Source organism: uncultured Maribacter sp. (assembly GCF_947500985.1).
Taxonomy (GTDB): domain Bacteria; phylum Bacteroidota; class Bacteroidia; order Flavobacteriales; family Flavobacteriaceae; genus Maribacter.
Window position 1 is genome coordinate 359,196 of record NZ_CANMTX010000001.1, and the last position, 18,367, is coordinate 377,562.

Here is an 18,367-nt window from a genome sequence, read left to right on the forward strand (position 1 = left end):
TTAGAATTTATAAGTTGCATTTAGCAATACGTTTCTTGGTGCCCCAGGACCTAGTCTAGAAGGGTTAAGACCACCTAACCAATACGTTTCGTCAAACAGATTATTCAATTTTAAGGTTAATTGTATTCCTGTATTATTTGGCTTGTAATACACTGCTGCATCAAAAACCGTGTATGATGGCAATAGAAGTCTATCGGTATCGTACGTTGGGTTGTACCACGTATATCGCTCATCCATAAATTGAGCACCCAAACCAAAGCCGATTCCTTTTAAGGTTTCATTTGTAAAATCATATCTTCCCCAAATATTTGCATTGTGTTTTGGAGCTCCTCCTATAGGTTCACCAATAAACTCTTCTATGGCATCTTCTACAATTTCAGCATCTGCAAAACCATAAGATGCGGTAATTTGAAAATTAGGTGATATATAACCAGATACATCCATCTCAAAACCTCTGCTTCTTTGTTCACCTCTTGTAGTTAAATTATCCAAATCATAGGTATCACCTAAAAGGATATTTTTTTGAGTAATGTTGAAGATAGCTAGGTTGGCAAATATTTTTCCGTTCAAAAATTCTCCTTTTGCTCCAAACTCTGTTAAACTACTTTCAAGGGGATCAAATCTGCTTGGTGAAGTGGACCAAAAGAATCCTTCTGCCGTTGGCGATAATGAAACAGTATTAGTGTGTGGCTGAAAACCTTCTAAATAGGTAGCATATGCACTAACAGTATTGGTAACTTCATAGGTTAAACCAATTCTCGGTACAATGGCATCATTTGTAAACTCTTGCTCATCGCCTTCATAATCAAAAATATCAGTGAAACGCTCATATCGCAAGTTCAATAAAGCAGAGAACTTACCTACTTTAAACTGATTTTGAATATAGAAACCATTTGAAGTGTTCAAGTTTGCTGGAATACTCAATTCTGCTAGATTATATGCATTTGTATTTCTAGCACCGTTAAAAGGATCTTCCAGATTAAAATGAGGAACGGCAGGCACTGGCATGGTTACACCATCTACCACAATTTGCTGAAAGTTGGCTGCATTTGCAGGGTCATAGTTAGACTGACCACCATCTACTGTCAAGTACCTTCTGGCACGTAGAAATCCGGCTCCAATTTTTCTTTCCCAACGTGTAGCATCATAACCAACTAAAATCTTGTTGGTTATTTTCTCTGTTTTAATGTCGTACGTAAAGTAGGTACTAAAATTATCGGTTTCCCAATATTGTTGTCTTTCATCATATCTCATTCTAGCCAAGGTAGGAATCACGTTTCCGTCAATATCCACCGCTGTACCATCAACTCTATGTTCGGCTAAATCTTCATCCCAAGTTTGCTTCATAAATTGTGCATTAAAGCCTAAATTTTTGGTCAATTTTTTACTAAAGTTCGCCATGAAAATGAACTCCTTGTTTTTATAGTGATCACTTGATGCACCAACATTCATTGTAATTGGTGTACTATTAATATCGTATTCGCCATTTATAGCACCGAAAATTGGCTGACCCCTATCTAAATTACCTACGGCATCGCTATAAATCATTTCTACATTTAACGACGTTGTTTCATTAGGTATATAACTTAACGAAGGCGAAAACAAAATGGCATTGTTGTTTACCACATCTCTAAATGAATCTGCTTCTTGAATTGCAGCATTGAAACGATATAATAATGTTTTTGATTCGTTCAATGGTCCCGTAAAATCCGCAGTAGCTCTTATGGTTCCAAAACTTCCAGTAGTCAAAGAAACTTCACTACGCTTTTCAGCCAAAGGCTTTTTGGTAACCATGTTTACCGTACCACCTGGATCGGCACTTGAAAATGTAACTGATGATGGACCTTTTATAACTTCAACACGCTCTAGATGTGAGGTAATTGGTTGTAAAAAATAGTATTGGCGTGTACGCATACCGTTTAACACCTGCCCGTCATCCGCTTGTGTAATACCTCGAATATTATAGTGATTGTATAAGCCCGTTACCGAAACATTACTTACCGTTTTTACAGCATCTGGCACTTGAAAAGCAAGACGGTCTGCAATTAATTCTTTGGTAACAGATGTTATAGCTTGTGGTAGCTCTTTATTGGCAATTGCCACTTTGGTAGCCGAAAAAGAATAGTCACTATTGTAATCTGTTCTTGCTCTACCAATGACTTCTACAGACTGTAATTGCTCTACACTCTCTTGAAGGTTGATGTTGCCCAAATCATAATTGGTAAATTGGTTGAATGATTTATTAAAACTTTGGCTTTGCATACCTATGTAGCTCACCGAAATCTGATAGTTTCCGGTTTCGGAAAGGTCAAAGTTAAATTGACCATCGTCTCCAGTTACAGTACCTCCTTTTTTAGAAGTATTCTCAAGATTATAGGAAATAGTAGCTCCAAAAATGGGAGATCCGTCATTATCCAAAATTTTTCCGCTTACAGCAATTTGTGCCAATGTAATGTTACAAACAAGTAAAGCTAGTATGGTTATATAGTGTTTCATGTTTTAGTTATATAGTTTCTAAGTAAAGTTGATTTAATTCATTTGCGTTAATCTCGCTGGCTTTTAGTTGTTGTGCTAAAACACCTTCTTTCATAATACCAATGGTGGTTCCTAATTCTACGGCATTAAAAATATCATGTGTAGCCATAAAAATAACCTTGCCCATTTTTGCGAGTTCTTTACAAATTTTAGTGAATTCTGCTGTTGCCTTAGGGTCTAGACCAGAAGTAGGTTCGTCCATAAAAATTACTTCTGCATTTTTGGCAAGTGCAACAGCAATTCCTACTTTTTGACGCATTCCCTTAGAATAACCAGATAGCCTTTGGTGTTGAGCATCTGCTTGTAATCCTGTTTTTGTTAAGAACGCTTCTAATTCTGATGTGGAATAGGTGAAGCCTGCCAACTTGCTAAAGAAATTAAGATTCTCAATCCCTGTAAGATTTCCGTAGAGCTGCACAGTTTCAGGTATATAAGCGGTTAGCTGATTAGTATCATCTTTACCCACTTCTTTATCGGCAACGAAAGCTTGTCCGCCATCTTTTTTAATAAAACCTAAAAATATATTTATAGTGGTGGTTTTTCCTGCTCCGTTTTGTCCTAACAAACAAAAAATCTCTCCTTTAGAGACCTCAAAAGAAACATCTTTCAATGCCATTTTTCCGTTATAGGACTTGGTAATATTTACTGCCTTCAGCATATAAGTATTGTGTATTAAAAATTGGTAGTACTTGAAGCAACACTCCGTATAGCCGTAATGAATACAGTAAACGGGTATTGAATATTATTGAAGATCTGCCTAAAGATTAAGACAGCATCCATATGCCAGATTATGGTTATAAAGAAATGATAACCTCCAAAATAATGGTGACTTTCAAATTAAAATAACAATAGAAAATAGGTGCAGTCATCCTAAGAATTAAGATACTACAACATACATACGGACTAGATAAATTGTGGTGGAGGTCTAGTAAAGAGATAACTAGATAAATGCCTTTCATTTAAGGCGACAACAGGAGTGACAATGGTAATCGTTAACTCCCAATTGTAAAATTCTGTTGGTGATACTACCTGAGGTTGTGTTTCTAAAAGTGGAGTGAAATTAACCGTAGTGGTAATATGACAAACCTCGCAATGTTGAATGTCTGTTTCATCTGCATGATGAGAAAGTGCATGCAAGCCCGCTACCTTGAATAACAATATCAAGGTAATATAAAACAGGGCAATAAGATGCTTGGCGTTTTTCATTTACAAGCGGTAAAAATAAAAACTTTTATGATTTAATTGAGAATTTATTTTGAAAAACCTTTTTTGAAGTCGTCAAAACAAGCCCATCCCTATATAAAATAAAGGCTGAAATTCAATTTAAATAAAATTACTGAAGACACATTTTTTTACACAAAACACTCTTCACATTTGCCTTGAATCAATAACTGAGTAACTTCAATTTTTCTATTCGGTATTTTCGGGAGTGGTACGGTAAAGGTCAAACAATCTACTCTGCCACAGCTAAGGCATTGAAAATGGGGATGCACATCATTATGCTCGGTAGAAGTACAACCATTACATTTTGCATACCACTTTAAGCCTTCTTTACCTAAAAAAGAATGTAGAATACCATCATCTTCTAACTTGTCTAAAACACGGTAAATAGTGGTTTTATTAAAGGTATCACCCAACTGTTCAATTAATGCTTTTGCAGAAATAGCTACTGAATTAGTATTGAATTCTTTAAGTAAAACTTCTACTGCTTTAGTCTTTCTAATTACTCCCATAAAACAAATATAACGCAACCTTGTTGCATTAACAAATATTATATATACATTTGCAACTCAGTTGTATTAACAAAAACTTCAATGATATTAATTAAACAAAAATCGGACATTTTAGGAACTTTTGCCAGTTCATTATGTCTTGCTCATTGCGTTGCCACACCATTTTTATTCTTAGCACAAGCTAGTGCTGTAACTTGTTGTGACGGTCCGCCGACATGGTGGAAATTTATGGATTACCTATTTTTGGCAATTTCATTTTTTGCCATTTTCTGGTCAATCAAAACCACGACTCTTAAATGGATGAAACCAATGCTATGGTTAAGTTGGTCTGTGTTAGCCGGAATAATTTTAAATGAAAAATTAGAGCTACTAGCCATACCTGAAGCTGCAATCTATATTCCCGCCATTGCTTTGGTAATGTTGCATTTATATAATAGAAAACACTGTAAATGTGCTACAGATAATTGTTGTGTAAATGAAGGATAAAGAACACATAGAGATAGTAGGGGACAATCATATTTCCTCAAACGTAGAAACTCCGTTAAGGGAAGATGCCTTTCTAAAAAGTGATGATGCGAAAATAGAAAGTATTCAGCACTATTTTTCCAAAATAATGGAAGAGCTAGGTCTAGATTTAACCGATGATAGTTTATCTGGTACGCCATACCGTTTCGCAAAAATGTATGTCAAAGAGTTGTTTTACGGTTTAAACCCAAAAAACAAACCGAAGCTTTCGGTTTTTGAAAATAAGTATGAGTACAAGAAAATGCTTATTGAGCAAAATATCACTATAGATTCATCTTGCGAGCATCATTTTTTACCTATTACCGGGCATGCACATATTGCATACATGCCAAAGGATAAAGTTATCGGTTTATCAAAAATTAACCGTCTAGTGGATTATTACTCACATCGACCACAGGTACAAGAACGATTGTCTTTACAAATTTTAAAAGATTTACAAGGGATATTAAATACCAAAGATGTTATTGTTATGATTACCGCCAAACACCTTTGTGTTTCTTCTAGGGGCATTAAGGATAAAGATAGTTTTACTACTACTATTGAATATGATGGCGAATTCAATAAACCTGAAATAAAATCAGAATTTTTTAATGCATTACAGAAAGGAGAAAATTTGTAAAATCATCTAAACGACACAATCATGGAAATCAAAGAAACCGTAAACAAATATTATCCCACTGCAAAAACTGGAGCTGAAATAACCGATAGTTATTTATCTCTTTTGGAAACGGAATATAAATCAGACCTCAAAAAAATGCTTTTTGCTACATCAGTCTGTTCAGATGATGTAAATGTTTCTACAGATTTCCGTAAAGTATTAAGTAGGCCATTTACCATGGGCGGACTAGGTGGATTACCCTTTTCTGGATTCACAGGCATGGTCGCTTTTTCTCACCACATTCCAGATGATGGAGATGCATTTATTTTCTACGGCCCACATATTGGCATAACAGATGAAGGTGAACTTGGTCGTATGCGCAGAATTGGTCAATCTAGGCTAACAAACAGTTGTGGTGCTCTAATGCTTGCTTTAGAACGGTTTAGCGAAAAAAGTGAAGAACCAATTTATGTTCCACAAAACGTGTACTACGATCATCAACAAATTCAATTGGAACAGTCATTAATGCCTTTTAAACATGATATCATTAATTCTGATAATCCGAAAAAAGCCATAACGGACTACACTTACATTGCCATTGATAAACAAATAAAACAGTTGGTTAAAATGAGTTTAAGTGAATTCTCTTGTAAAAGAATTTTTCTTCTTGGTGGTGTAATCATAAACACTAGTGAAGAATTTAATGACTATGTAGATGTTAGAAACTTTGATGTTATAAACACTGAAGAGCCTAACAATTTTGAATCAATATCCATTATGGAAACAGAAGCATTTAAAAACTTATAATTTTTTTACCATTATCATTATATCATATTTTTCTTAATGCAAAACAACCTATTTCTTTTGTGTCCTACAGATAATTTAGAACCGGTAATTAACGCGATGTATAGTTACGAAAATTATTTTTACACCTCGTTAGGGAATACTTTTTCAAAGGATATAAAAACAGTAGAATGCCTTAAAACATTAATAAAAACAAAAAATATTGGAACTATATTTTTTATACTCTCCAGTAAAAACAAAATTATTTTAGATGCGCTAGAGACTCAAATCTTTAAAAATATAACTGGGTTAGAACACCTTTATAAAAAAATTGAAGAACAAAAGAGGTATTCAAAATTTTGGAACAATAACCAATTTGAAAATCTACTGTTTTCATATTATTTGAATTTTAAAATTAAAGAACTCAGCAACGATTTAAGCCCTATGTTATTACCAACCGTTACTATCAAAGGAAAAATTTACAACGAACAGGAACATAAGTTTTATCCTATTTATTCAAATTTAATTTGTCAAGAAAAATTCCATTTTAATTAAAAATGTTATGTCATACAATCGTAGAAAATTTATCTCCTTTATGGGAAAAGCAGGGCTAGGTACTGTAGTTATGCCACAGTTTTTAATTAGTTGTGGTAGTACGGCAACACCAACTAATGGGTTTGGACAAATCTCAAAAGAAAAGCTTAGTACATTAAAAGCTTTTGATTTAATGGGTTTATCCGCTACTAATAAAGATGATTTGGTTTTGGCTAACGGACTTGATTACCACACCGTCATCAAATGGGGCGATAAAATTAGTGATACTGACACTTTTGGTTTTAATAATGATTTCACCTGTTTTATTCCTTTCGATGACAATAATCCAAAAGACGGATTATTATGGGTAAACCACGAGTATGTAAATCCGCTTTATGTATCTGATTTTGATGCCAAAAAATATGAAAACCCTTCTGAACATAGAACCAAAGAGCAAGTTGATAAAGAGATGTATGATGTTGGTGGTACCATTGTAAGGATCAAAGAAGAAAATGGTGCATGGAAAGTGGTTGAAAACGACCCTCATAATCGCCGAATTAATGGTAAAACACCAATAAGCGTTAATTGGGACAGCCCCATAAAAGGCAAATCAACTATTATTGGAACAAATAGTAACTGCTCAGGCTGTATAACACCATGGAAAACATTTCTTACCTGTGAAGAAAACTATGATGGTTTTTTTGGAGAAACGGAATATGACGAAGCTAAAGTAGCCACACATAGAAATAGTTATTACGGTTGGGAAAATTTTTATAACTACCCACCTGAGCATTATGGTTGGGTGGTTGAAGTAGACCCAAAAGATGGCACAGCACAAAAACATATTGCCTTAGGCAGATTTGCCCACGAATGCTGCACCTTATATGAATTAGAAGATAAAAGGGTGGTAGCCTATACGGCAGATGATAAAAATGATGAACATTTATACAAGTTTATTTCATCTAAGCCAGGTTCCTTAAAAAAAGGAACCTTATATGTAGCCGATACTATCAATGGTATTTGGCTAGCATTAGATTGGAAAACTCAAGCTGTTTTAAAAAGTAATTTCAAAGATCAGACCGAGGTATTGATCAGGGCAAGAGAAGCAGCCAAACTTCTTGGTGCTACAGCATTAAACAGACCAGAAGATATAGAAATAGACCCTGTGACCGGTAACATTTTTGTCACTTTGACAAACAATAAACCTAAAGGTGATTATCATGGTTCTATTTTGAAAATAGAAGAAAACAACGGAGCTTTTGATGCTTTGAGTTTTAAAGCCGAAACGTATTTGGCGGGAGGCGATGAAAACGGATTTTCATGCCCAGATAATTTAGCTTTTGATATGTCAGGTAATCTTTGGATAACTACGGATATGTCTGGTTCTTCCATGAACAAAGAAGATAAACCATACATGTCTTTTAAAAACAATAGCCTATTTGTAATACCAAGATTTGGAGCCGATGCCGGAAAAATAATTCGTGTTGTATCTGCCCCTACCGATGCAGAACTTACCGGACCATGGTTTTCTCCTGATGGAAAAACCTTGTTTTTAAGTGTTCAACACCCAGGTGAGCAAACCGTAGACAAAAATAATCCTACCAGTACATGGCCTTTTGATGCAGATAATATCCCTAAGCCTGCTGTAGTTGCTATTACTGGAGATTTAATTGAAAAAATGAATTTATTAAATAGAATTGAAGTGAACTCTTAATCAATCTATTTAAAACACTTGAGTTGATTATACAGACTAAAACAAAAGCTTAATTATGAGACATCAACTTCCTATATTTCTGCTTTTAACTTTATTGGTAATTAAGGCTCATTCGCAGAATGGAAAAATTATAGAAAAAGAAAAAATCACTTTAAGTGATTCTACAATTGCTATACTTCAAAAAGCCGATTCAACTTTGTTAACATCTCTTAGGAATGTTGAGTTTTTTCGCATTACCTACCTATCAGATTCTCTAAAAATTAAAGGTTTTATAGCTAAACCGATTGAAGAAGGTAATTTTCCCTGTATTATTTCTAACCGAGGTGGCACAGGTGAGTTTGGACAATGGAACGAAGTGGGTATGGCATTCTTTTTAGGAAAACTAGCTAGTTGGGGTTACGTTGTAGCGGCAAGTCAATATCGTGGTAACGATGGTAGTGAAGGTAATGAAGAAGCCGGTGGAAATGATTTGAACGATGTTTTGAACCTCGTGCCAACATTTAATGAAATTACAAACGCCGATACAACTAGAATTGGAATAGAAGGTGGCAGTAGAGGTGGTATGATGACTTATTTAGCACTTAAAGAAACTTGCATATTTAAGGCTGCAGTTGTCCTTGCAGGATCGGCTAATGCATTTACCCATCTTAAAAATAGACCAGATTTTGAAGAGCATGTGTATTCAAAATACATTCCTGATTATTATAAGAATAAAGAAAAAGAACTCAAAGCTAGATCTGCTGTATTTTGGGCAGATGAACTATGTAAAACTACACCGCTATTACTAATGCACGGTAGTTCAGATTGGCGTGTGCAAGCATCTGAATCTTTAGAACTTGTTAATAAGCTTTATGAATACAAACACCCTGTTCGGTTTATTTTATTTGAAGGGGCTGACCATGGTATAAGAGAATATCGTAAAACCTATTTTGATCAAACAGAGAGCTTCTTTGATTACTATTTAAAAAAGGGGAACGATTTACCAAACATGGAGCTTCATGGCAGATAAAAAGTGGTTTGAAATTTATGAAAAAAGAACAACGTAAGTAAAATTGAATATGGAAGCTATTATTACCGTAGTTGGTTTTTTAGGTGCCGGAAAAACGACCTTATTAAAATTCTTGGCCAATAGCTATATTAACAAAGGTTGGGATCCTTTCATTGTTCTTAACGATTATGAGAATGCCCATATGGATGCCCAACAGTTGACCAACAAGTTAGATTTAAAATCCATTAAAGCATTAAGTGGTAGTTGTATTTGCTGTAGCGGCATTATGGAACTTAGAGATGCAGTAAATAGAATTCCCAAACGAAAAAACGGAATTACACTAATTGAAGCAAATGGAACTTCTGACGCGTGTTCGCTGTTAGAATTTTTAGGAGTAGGGCTAAATGAAAGGTATTTGCCACCTATACAAATATCAGTAGTAGATACTAAAAACTGGCAGCTAAGGGGAGAACATAACGAACTGGAATGGAATCAAATTCAAGTCTCGTCTCTCATTGTACTCACACATTTAGAAAAAGTTACAAAAAAAAGAGAATTGGAAGTTAGAAAAGACATTACATCATGTAATCCAACAGCGAAAATTGTCACTTTAGAGGAGTTAAATGTTTCTCTTCTTCCAGAGTTGGAACCCACTAAAAACACAATAAAAAAACTAGACCACCAAAAAGCACATTGGTCTTCTTGCTCTACAGATTTGCCAAACCTACCTAATACAGAAGCTATATATCATATTTGTAAAGAACTACCTAAAAATATACTTAGAGTAAAAGGGTGTACTCAAATAAATAATGCAAACGAATACACCTATTTTGAGAGAAATCCGGATGGTGAAGTATTTATAAGACCATTTAATGGTATTCCTGTAACGGGATCTAAACTATTAACCATTGGACCAGGTAGTACACCTCAAACTTTAGAAAACACCATTAATTTAAGCTTAGGCACAAACAAAATTGTCAACACATGAAAAAATTGCCTGTTACCGTATTAAGTGGCTTTTTAGGAGCCGGAAAAACAACCTTGCTAAACCATGTTCTACATAACAAAAAAGGTTTAAAGGTTGCCGTAATCGTTAATGATATGAGTGAGGTAAATATAGACGCTCAGTTCATAGAAAATGAAAATACGCTTTCTAGAACCGAGGAGAAACTTGTAGAAATGTCTAACGGCTGTATTTGCTGTACGCTACGAGAAGATTTAATGATAGAAGTTGAAAAATTGGCTACCCAATATAGGTTTGACTATTTGTTAATTGAAAGTACCGGTATAAGCGAACCAATTCCTGTTGCGCAGACCTTTACTTTTGAAAGCGAAGATGGCAATATTGATTTAAGTCGTTTTAGCTATATAGATAACATGCTGACCGTAGTCGATGCCTATAATTTTTTAAAGGATTTTTCTAGTTCAGATTATCTAACGACAAGAGACCTCACCAATATTGAGGGTGATGATAGAACAATCGTTAATTTATTGACCGATCAAATTGAATTTGCCAATGTGATTATTCTTAATAAAGTTGATTTGGTGACAGAAGACCAACTTGATGAACTACGTGCAATTATTGGAAAATTAAATCCAGAGGCGCGTATTATCAATGCTGAAAATTCTAATGTTGAGCTAGAAAATGTAATCAATACCGGTTTATTCGATTATGAAAAAGCCGAAGCATCAGCAGGGTGGCTACAAGAGTTAGAAAATGAACATATACCGGAAACTGAAGAATATGGTATTGGATCGTTTGTATTCAGGAGTAAAAAACCATTTCATCCAGAGCGTTTTTTAAATTATCTCAATCAGCGATTTCCACAGAATATTATTAGAAGTAAAGGACTATTTTGGTTAGCATCAAGATCTAACCAAGCTTTATTATGGAGTTCTGCAGAGGGTTCTTGCAAAGCAGATAGTGCAGGGGTTTGGTGGGCTTCCATGTCTTTTTCTGAACGCGTTAGCTATGGTGCTTTTGCTGAAAACCAAAGCCATATTGAGGCTGATTGGGATGTTCTTTTTGGAGACAGAAAAATAGAATTGGTGTTCATAGGACAGCATTTGGATAAAAAAGGAATGATTACTGAATTAGAGAAATGTGTTCTAACTGAAGCAGAGATAGACGTATGGAAAGAACAATTATTTCCACAACAAGATTTATGGCCCATAGCATAAAAACGCCGTAAAATTATATGGTACAAACAGATCAACTTGAATTTCAATATAAGAATAAGGAACAGCTTTTTCGCTTTCCTAATATTACCCTAAAGGAGCAAGAACATTTACTTATTCTTGGTAAATCTGGTATTGGTAAAACTACCTTATTGCATCTACTTGCCGGTTTACAAAAATCAACTGCTGGTTCTATTAACATTGATGAAGTACTTATCAACTCCTTATCCCATTCGCAATTAGATAAATTTAGAGGTCAACACATTGGGCTTGTCTTTCAAAAAAGTCATGCTATCACATCTTTAAATGTGTATGATAATTTAAAGGCACGTCTTTTTTTTAGTAAAAAAGCTATCGATGAAAAAAATATAGCTGCTTTATTGAAGCAATTAGATTTAATCGAAACCAAGAAAAGCAAAGTAAATGAACTTAGTGTAGGGCAATTGCAACGTTTAGGTATTGCCATGGCAGTAATTCATCAGCCAAAACTCATATTAGCTGATGAGCCTACTTCTAGTTTGGATGATGAAAATTGCGAAATTGTGATGAATTTATTACAACAACAAGCAAAAAAACATCAAGCAAATTTAGTGGTCATCACCCATGACGCACGAATTAAATCATCATTTAAAAATGTGATGACGTTATGAACAACTTAATCATTAGTCTTAAAAACCTATTTCATAAACCGCTTTATGTGTTTCTTAGTATTTTTTCACTTTCAACAAGTGTTGCTCTATTGTTAGGTATACAGAAGTTTGACAGCTCAATACAAAATCAGTTCGAAAACGGATTAGGAAACATAGAAATGGTAGTAGGAGCAAAGGGGAGTCCGTTGCAATTGGTACTTTCCTCTGTGTTACATATTGATAATCCTACGGGAAATATTCCATATACCGAAGTACAAAAGCTGTCTAAAAACCCTATGATCAAAGACGCTGTTCCTATATCCTATGGTGATAATTATAAAGGTTATCGTATTGTAGGATCTACTTTAGGTTTTGCAAAACTTTATGAGGCAGAGCTATTAGAGGGAAAAGAAGTGAATCAATCCTTAGAGGTCATTTTAGGTAATGACGTCGCTAAAAAATTAGGACTAAAACTAGGCGATACGTTTCTGAGTTCTCATGGACTGACAGAAAATACGATTGAAGAACATGATCAATCTTTTACAGTTGTTGGTATCTATAAACCTACCTATAAAGTAATTGACAGACTGATTATCACCAACCTTGCTAGTATTTGGGATGTACACCATCATAAGGAAGAAAAAGAGGAAATTCATGATACACATGAACATGAAGAAAATCATGAACATGAACATGAACGTAATACACATGAAATAGATGAACGTGAAGTCACCTCTATTCTAGTTTCGTTCAAAAGCCCCATGGGATTAATGACAATGCCCAGAAATATTAATGCCCAAACCAATATGCAAGCTGCATTGCCTAAATATGAATTAGAACGGTTATTTCAATTTACCGGTGTTGGGGTCAAAGCTATTTCTTGGATCGCATATGTCATATTGCTCATTTCATGCATAACCATTTTCATTAGCCTTTATAAAATGGTCAAAGAACGTGCTTTTGATCTTGCCCTAATGCGAACCTATGGTGCAAGTAATTTTCAACTGTTTTGTATAGTAGCCGTTGAAGGTATCATTATGGTATTGGTTTCTTTGATTATAGGTTTCTTATTTTCCCAGATAGGTTTATACTATTTAATTTCAATGTTCAAATCTCAGTTTCAGCAGGATATTGTACTTACATTTTCAACTCTTCAAATGGTACAAACATTGGGTATCATTATAGTAATAGCTATGGTATCAATTGTTTTAGCAATACTACCTATATTAAAAATGAATATTTCAAAAATTATAAGTGATGAAAAATAGATTCCTCTATATATTAATAATGCTAATTTCCATGAGCGCCGTAGGCCAAGTAGAACTTACATGGGAAAAATTGGCAGATATTTCATACACTGAAAAGTATTTTGTTTCCTATGATTCTAATTTCTTATATCCAGAATTTAGTAAAGAGATGTCCGATCTTGTGGGTAAACAGGTTTCATTATCAGGCTATTATTTAGATATTTCACCAACGGGAGAACTAATTGTGTTGTCCAAAAACCCGTTAGCCTCCTGTTTTTTTTGTGGTAATGGAGGGCCGGAGACGGCAGTAGAAATTCAATTTAAATCGAAACCCAGCTTTAAAACCGATGATATCGTAGTAATTACGGGTACTTTAAAACTTAATAAAGACGATATTGAACATTTTAATTACATTCTTACCGACTGTTCTGGTTACAAATTGTAAATAGAAATTGCGTAATTAAAAATATATACTTCCTATTAAAATTACTAATGCAACTTAGTTGCGTTACAGTGAGAAAGTGATATATTTGCCAGATATTTTTTAACACATTGTTACACCATCACTCAAAACTGTTTTCATTTTAATGAAACTTAGTCGATATAAAATAAATATCACCAGCTTGCTGCTCGTTCTTTTTCTAGCCATGAAATTGACCGGTCTTCATGCGATGTCTCATATTGATGATGTTGATGATACATGTGCCATATGTGACCATGCCATTACTCATAATCTGACCCCAAGTATTGCTCCAGATTCCAATGATATCCAATTAGAACATATTATATTTTTAATACCGATTGAAGTAACTAACAACTATAGTTACTCTACCACTAGTAGCCTTATTACAAGGGCTCTTTTTTCAAGACCACCACCAATAAAACTATAAGTATTCTTTACATTTTAAGCTTAATAATTAGATAATTCATTAGCCGTATCACATAAAGGTGACGGTATAGTTACATCTGCAATTATTTTCAACAAGCTATATGTTTAGATTTTGTCACCCTTCTTTTTCAGACAACTATTCAATTTTTATAGTACACTATTATGCTTCAGAAAATACTGGGTATATGGCTATTCTTTAGTCTATGCACAACTGCGTTTGCACAAGATTCTTTTCAAATAAAAGGGATTGTGCAACACGCAAAAGACTTTACACCTGCCCAAGGTGCAACAATTATAGGGAATAATCTTTATGCAGTTTCATCAGAAACTGGCGCTTTTTCCATCAATAATGTACGTGAAGGTACATACTCCTTTACCGTATCTCATATAGGATGTGAACCAATAACCATTATTGTTGAAGTAGAACAAAATATGGAGGAAGTAAAGGTTTTTCTAATTGAATCTGCTACGGTTCTTGAAGAGGTAAAGGTTAACGGGAAAACAAAAAAAAGAGAAGCTTTAGAAGTTCCTATTATTACCCAAACGGTTTCCAAAGAATTTCTTGAACAAAATAGAGAAAACACCTTAATGCAAACTTTGAGCAAAATTGCCGGAGTGAGTACGATCAATATTGGTTCGGGGCAATCTAAACCGGTGATTAGAGGTTTAGGGTTCAATAGGGTTGCCATGGTACAAAATGGTATTAAACACGAAGCTCAGCAATGGGGCAATGACCACGGTCTAGAAATTGACCAACACGGTATTGAAAACATTCAAATTATAAAAGGTCCCGCTTCCTTATTATACGGTTCAGATGCTATTGCCGGTGTAGTAGATATTCAACCCAATCAAACACCGTTACCCAATTCTTTTGGTGGTGAAGTCAATATTCTTGGAGAAAGTAATAATGACCTTTTAGGTGTTTCAGCTGGTGTAACATCTAGAAAAGATAAATGGTTCTACCGTGGGCGACTTACTTATAGAGACTACGGCGACTATAAAGTTCCCGCAGATAGAATCAATTATGAAAACTATGTTTTTGAATTAGATGATAATGATTTAAGAAATACCGCCGGTAATGAAGCAGATGCCAGTTTAGGTATTGGCTATGTAACTGAGGGATTCAAATCTGAAACCGTTTTTAGTAATGTAAATGCAAAAAATGGATTCTTTGCCAATGCACATGGGTTAGAAGTACGAACTTCTAGTATAGATTATGATAGCTCTAACAGAGATGTTGACCTTCCATATCACAAAGTAAATCACTTTAAAATAACGAACAATACTTCAATCAGTGCCGGGGAACATTTATTACATATAGATCTTGGTTATCAAAACAATAATAGAGAAGAACATTCAGAACCTGTACCGCACGGGTATATGCCTACACCACCGGACACTAAAGAAAGGTTGTTCATTAAAAACACGTACTCTTTAAATTTTCGAGACGACTTTAACCCTACCGATAAACATGATATGGTGGTTGGTCTAAATACGGAATACCAAAATAATAATATTGGTGGATGGGGATTTCTAATACCAGAGTACAATCGATTTACAGCGGGTATTTTTGCATATGATCAGTTTGAGATTAATTCTAATTTTCATGTCTTAGGCGGATTACGTTATGATGTCGGTAGGGTAGATACCAAAGCATATTATGATTGGTATCCTTCAACAGTAAATAATGCCGATGGTTCCACTTCGTATATTCACTATCAAAGGTCTAAAGACAAAACCTTAGATTTCGGTAGCCTTAGTGCTTCTTTAGGGTTAAGTTATATTCAAGATAAAACCAGTTACAAAATAAATGTTGGTAGAAGTTTTAGAATGCCACTGGCCAACGAATTGGCATCGGACGGAGTTAACTATCACATGTATCGCTATGAAAGAGGTAATCTAGATTTAGACCCCGAGGTTTCGTATCAGCTAGACTTATCCGTAGAACACACTGAAAACTCTTTTAGTGTTGGCGTTAGTCCGTTTGTAAATATTTTTCAAAATTATATTTATCTGAATCCAACTTCAAGTTATTACGAAACCATACAAATTTACGAGTACACGGAGGCTGAAGTATTTAGAATAGGTGGTGAATTCAACGCAAGTGCTACTATTACTAAAAACTTGCAGTTAGATGCATCGCTAGAGTATGTGTATTCAGAGCAAACCAGTGGTCCTAAAGAAGGATTTACGTTACCGTTTTCTCCGCCGTTATCCGGATTGTTATCTGCCCGATATCAATTTGAAAAAATATTGATTTTTAACAAACCACAATTGATTGCGGATTATAGAATTACCGCAGCACAAGAAGAAATTGTTCCACCAGAAGAAAAAACAGACGGCTATCAAGTTTTAAACATGTCTTTCTTAACAGAAATAGATGTGTTTAAAAACAGTTTACCGCTAGAAATGCGCGTAAAACTGAACAACGTATTTGACACCAAATATTTTAATCATACTAGTTTTTATAGGCTCATAGATGTGCCAGAAGCCGGTAGAAATATCTCATTATCACTAACAATACCCTTTCAGTAATCAATAATCAATAATTAGTAATCAGTAATCAGTAATCAGTAATCAGTAATCAGTAATCAGTAATCAAATTAAAAATTAGTACAATGAAAACAACTATTATGAAACCAAATTTAAAATTTTTAGCACTCATTGCGTCTGCAGGACTCTTTTTACAATCATGTAGTAGCGATGATGATGACAGTATTGAGTTAAGCGCTCCCGAAATTATCAGTTTAGAATATGGTGAAGGGCACCATGACGAAGATGGGGATGACGATCATGACCATGACCATGAATCAGAAGAAGCATATGCCTTCAAAGGTGCAGACATTCATTTAGCTGCAGAAATCAATGCAGAAGCTACAGTTAGCAGCATAACGCTTTCTATTCATTCAGACGAGGTAACTGCTGGAGAAGGCGAAGTAGATTGGGAGTTTGAACAAGTATTTACAGATGCTAAATACTTGGTTATTAATCCTGAGTTTCATGAACATGTAGATGTTCCTTCCAATATTCCTTCAGGGGAGTACCATATTGAACTATTAGTAATAGATGAATTGGGAAATAGCACAGAAGTAGACGGTCATCTTCAAATTATGGACACCATTACCATTAGTGGTTTTGAAATGGATGAAACGGTAGCAAGAGGAGATGACTTTCATATTGAGTTTATGATACTTGCTGCACATGGCATACATAGTATTGCTGTAGATATTCATGCAGACGGTGTTACACCTGGTGAAGGAGAAGTAGAATGGGATTATGAAGAAGAATTTTTAGAAGGTTATCACGAAGAAACCGATGCAGAATTCCATGAGCATATAGATGTACCTGCTACTGCTCCTGCAGGAGAATATCATATCATCTTTACTGTTGAAGATGAGGATGGTGACACTATTGAATATGAAACGCATATAGATGTTACCGTTTAATTAATAAAACAAAACCGTACAGAACACTTACATGCTGTGCGGTTTTAAATCTAATCTTATGAAATCTACATTTAAAAATTTTTATTTTTTAGCCATTATACTGCTAATAGCAGCTTGTTCTAGTGATGACAGCACTGAAATAGACGAAGAGAAACCAACTATAAGTGTTAATTATACCTCTGGGTTTCCTCAAGGCTGTGCTTTGCTTTCCAGAGGAGAAACTTATAATTTTAGGGCTATGGTGACCGATAACAGCGAACTTGCTGCATACAGTATTGATATCCATCATAATTTTGACCATCATACCCATGATGACCAAGTAACCGAATGCGATTTAGGCGAAATTCAAAGCCCTGTTAATCCTTTGATTTATGTAGAAAATTTTACAATTGAAGGTTCCTTGACCAGCTATGAAATAAATATTCCAGTAACCATCCCAACTGATATTGATGCAGGCGATTACCACTGTGCCTATTCGGTTACAGATGCCACTGGCTGGCAAAGTAGAACATCTATTGATATCAAAATTGTGGAGTAACCATTATATTATAAAGAAATTACTACGAAC

Annotated in this window: 19 protein-coding genes; 15 read left to right on the plus strand and 4 right to left on the minus strand. The window is 34.7% G+C overall.

The annotated features are described in order from the left end of the window. From Q0871_RS01595 to Q0871_RS01610, 4 genes are all read right to left on the minus strand, one after another. The gene (locus Q0871_RS01595) at positions 1-2,496 is read right to left on the minus strand and encodes a TonB-dependent receptor (RefSeq protein ID WP_299317212.1); all 2,496 of its coding nucleotides are present in this window, start codon (positions 2,494-2,496) and stop codon (positions 1-3) included. 7 nt (positions 2,497-2,503) lie between these two features. After that, the gene (locus tag Q0871_RS01600; protein ID WP_299317213.1) at positions 2,504-3,193 is read right to left on the minus strand and encodes an ABC transporter ATP-binding protein; all 690 of its coding nucleotides are present in this window, start codon (positions 3,191-3,193) and stop codon (positions 2,504-2,506) included. Positions 3,194-3,438: 245 nt separating this feature from the next. Then, the gene (locus Q0871_RS01605) at positions 3,439-3,741 is read right to left on the minus strand and encodes a hypothetical protein (RefSeq protein ID WP_299317214.1); all 303 of its coding nucleotides are present in this window, start codon (positions 3,739-3,741) and stop codon (positions 3,439-3,441) included. 146 nt (positions 3,742-3,887) lie between these two features. Then, on the minus strand, positions 3,888-4,268 hold the full coding sequence (locus tag Q0871_RS01610; protein WP_299317215.1) for a Fur family transcriptional regulator: 381 nt from the start codon (positions 4,266-4,268) through the stop codon (positions 3,888-3,890). Between the two features lie 81 nt (positions 4,269-4,349). Between Q0871_RS01610 and Q0871_RS01615 the strand changes: the two genes are divergently transcribed. From Q0871_RS01615 to Q0871_RS01685, 15 genes are all read left to right on the plus strand, one after another. Further along, the gene (locus tag Q0871_RS01615; RefSeq protein WP_299317216.1) at positions 4,350-4,754 is read left to right on the plus strand and encodes a MerC domain-containing protein; all 405 of its coding nucleotides are present in this window, start codon (positions 4,350-4,352) and stop codon (positions 4,752-4,754) included. Continuing rightward, entirely contained in the window at positions 4,744-5,412 is a 669-nt protein-coding gene (folE, locus tag Q0871_RS01620) for a GTP cyclohydrolase I FolE (protein WP_299317217.1), read from the plus strand. The genes Q0871_RS01615 and folE overlap by 11 nt, the downstream gene beginning before the upstream one ends. A gap of 21 nt (positions 5,413-5,433) precedes the next feature. Then, a complete protein-coding gene (locus Q0871_RS01625; RefSeq protein WP_299317218.1) occupies positions 5,434-6,198 on the plus strand; it encodes a hypothetical protein in 765 nt (254 codons plus the stop codon). Positions 6,199-6,234: 36 nt separating this feature from the next. Further along, a complete protein-coding gene (locus Q0871_RS01630; protein WP_299317219.1) occupies positions 6,235-6,729 on the plus strand; it encodes a hypothetical protein in 495 nt (164 codons plus the stop codon). A gap of 7 nt (positions 6,730-6,736) precedes the next feature. Then, on the plus strand, positions 6,737-8,422 hold the full coding sequence (locus Q0871_RS01635; protein ID WP_299317220.1) for an alkaline phosphatase PhoX: 1,686 nt from the start codon (positions 6,737-6,739) through the stop codon (positions 8,420-8,422). 55 nt (positions 8,423-8,477) lie between these two features. Beyond that, positions 8,478-9,431, plus strand: a complete 954-nt coding sequence (locus tag Q0871_RS01640) for a prolyl oligopeptidase family serine peptidase (protein WP_299317221.1) — start codon at positions 8,478-8,480, stop codon at positions 9,429-9,431. Between the two features lie 49 nt (positions 9,432-9,480). Beyond that, the gene (locus Q0871_RS01645; RefSeq protein WP_299317222.1) at positions 9,481-10,398 is read left to right on the plus strand and encodes a GTP-binding protein; all 918 of its coding nucleotides are present in this window, start codon (positions 9,481-9,483) and stop codon (positions 10,396-10,398) included. After that, on the plus strand, positions 10,395-11,591 hold the full coding sequence (locus Q0871_RS01650) for a GTP-binding protein (RefSeq protein ID WP_299317223.1): 1,197 nt from the start codon (positions 10,395-10,397) through the stop codon (positions 11,589-11,591). The genes Q0871_RS01645 and Q0871_RS01650 overlap by 4 nt, the downstream gene beginning before the upstream one ends. Positions 11,592-11,608: 17 nt before the next feature. Next, a complete protein-coding gene (locus Q0871_RS01655; RefSeq protein ID WP_299317224.1) occupies positions 11,609-12,238 on the plus strand; it encodes an ABC transporter ATP-binding protein in 630 nt (209 codons plus the stop codon). Continuing rightward, positions 12,235-13,485, plus strand: a complete 1,251-nt coding sequence (locus Q0871_RS01660; protein ID WP_299317225.1) for an ABC transporter permease — start codon at positions 12,235-12,237, stop codon at positions 13,483-13,485. The genes Q0871_RS01655 and Q0871_RS01660 overlap by 4 nt, the downstream gene beginning before the upstream one ends. Continuing rightward, positions 13,475-13,909, plus strand: coding sequence for a hypothetical protein (locus Q0871_RS01665; RefSeq protein ID WP_299317226.1), 435 nt, complete (start codon positions 13,475-13,477; stop codon positions 13,907-13,909). Before Q0871_RS01660 ends, Q0871_RS01665 begins: the two co-directional genes overlap by 11 nt. A 178-nt stretch (positions 13,910-14,087) precedes the next feature. Further along, positions 14,088-14,354, plus strand: a complete 267-nt coding sequence (locus Q0871_RS01670) for a hypothetical protein (protein ID WP_299317227.1) — start codon at positions 14,088-14,090, stop codon at positions 14,352-14,354. Between the two features lie 161 nt (positions 14,355-14,515). Further along, entirely contained in the window at positions 14,516-16,888 is a 2,373-nt protein-coding gene (locus Q0871_RS01675) for a TonB-dependent receptor (protein WP_299317228.1), read from the plus strand. An 83-nt stretch (positions 16,889-16,971) separates the two neighbouring features. Next, positions 16,972-17,799 carry a DUF4625 domain-containing protein gene (locus Q0871_RS01680; RefSeq protein ID WP_299317229.1) on the plus strand — a complete coding sequence of 276 codons (828 nt, stop codon included), beginning with the start codon at positions 16,972-16,974 and terminating at the stop codon, positions 17,797-17,799. Positions 17,800-17,857: 58 nt separating this feature from the next. Then, positions 17,858-18,337, plus strand: coding sequence for a DUF4625 domain-containing protein (locus Q0871_RS01685; protein ID WP_299317230.1), 480 nt, complete (start codon positions 17,858-17,860; stop codon positions 18,335-18,337). Positions 18,338-18,367 lie beyond the last annotated feature (30 nt).

Bases quoted from the DNA above. Each gene is read 5' to 3' on its own strand.
- Q0871_RS01595 (WP_299317212.1), bottom strand. From the start codon at position 2,496: ATGAAACACTATATAACCATACTAGCTTTACTTGTTTGTAACATTACA.
- Q0871_RS01600 (WP_299317213.1), bottom strand. From the start codon at position 3,193: ATGCTGAAGGCAGTAAATATTACCAAGTCCTATAACGGAAAAATGGCA.
- Q0871_RS01605 (WP_299317214.1), bottom strand. From the start codon at position 3,741: ATGAAAAACGCCAAGCATCTTATTGCCCTGTTTTATATTACCTTGATA.
- Q0871_RS01610 (WP_299317215.1), bottom strand. From the start codon at position 4,268: ATGGGAGTAATTAGAAAGACTAAAGCAGTAGAAGTTTTACTTAAAGAA.
- Q0871_RS01615 (WP_299317216.1), top strand. From the start codon at position 4,350: ATGATATTAATTAAACAAAAATCGGACATTTTAGGAACTTTTGCCAGT.
- folE (WP_299317217.1), top strand. From the start codon at position 4,744: ATGAAGGATAAAGAACACATAGAGATAGTAGGGGACAATCATATTTCC.
- Q0871_RS01625 (WP_299317218.1), top strand. From the start codon at position 5,434: ATGGAAATCAAAGAAACCGTAAACAAATATTATCCCACTGCAAAAACT.
- Q0871_RS01630 (WP_299317219.1), top strand. From the start codon at position 6,235: ATGCAAAACAACCTATTTCTTTTGTGTCCTACAGATAATTTAGAACCG.
- Q0871_RS01635 (WP_299317220.1), top strand. From the start codon at position 6,737: ATGTCATACAATCGTAGAAAATTTATCTCCTTTATGGGAAAAGCAGGG.
- Q0871_RS01640 (WP_299317221.1), top strand. From the start codon at position 8,478: ATGAGACATCAACTTCCTATATTTCTGCTTTTAACTTTATTGGTAATT.
- Q0871_RS01645 (WP_299317222.1), top strand. From the start codon at position 9,481: ATGGAAGCTATTATTACCGTAGTTGGTTTTTTAGGTGCCGGAAAAACG.
- Q0871_RS01650 (WP_299317223.1), top strand. From the start codon at position 10,395: ATGAAAAAATTGCCTGTTACCGTATTAAGTGGCTTTTTAGGAGCCGGA.
- Q0871_RS01655 (WP_299317224.1), top strand. From the start codon at position 11,609: ATGGTACAAACAGATCAACTTGAATTTCAATATAAGAATAAGGAACAG.
- Q0871_RS01660 (WP_299317225.1), top strand. From the start codon at position 12,235: ATGAACAACTTAATCATTAGTCTTAAAAACCTATTTCATAAACCGCTT.
- Q0871_RS01665 (WP_299317226.1), top strand. From the start codon at position 13,475: ATGAAAAATAGATTCCTCTATATATTAATAATGCTAATTTCCATGAGC.
- Q0871_RS01675 (WP_299317228.1), top strand. From the start codon at position 14,516: ATGCTTCAGAAAATACTGGGTATATGGCTATTCTTTAGTCTATGCACA.
- Q0871_RS01680 (WP_299317229.1), top strand. From the start codon at position 16,972: ATGAAAACAACTATTATGAAACCAAATTTAAAATTTTTAGCACTCATT.
- Q0871_RS01685 (WP_299317230.1), top strand. From the start codon at position 17,858: ATGAAATCTACATTTAAAAATTTTTATTTTTTAGCCATTATACTGCTA.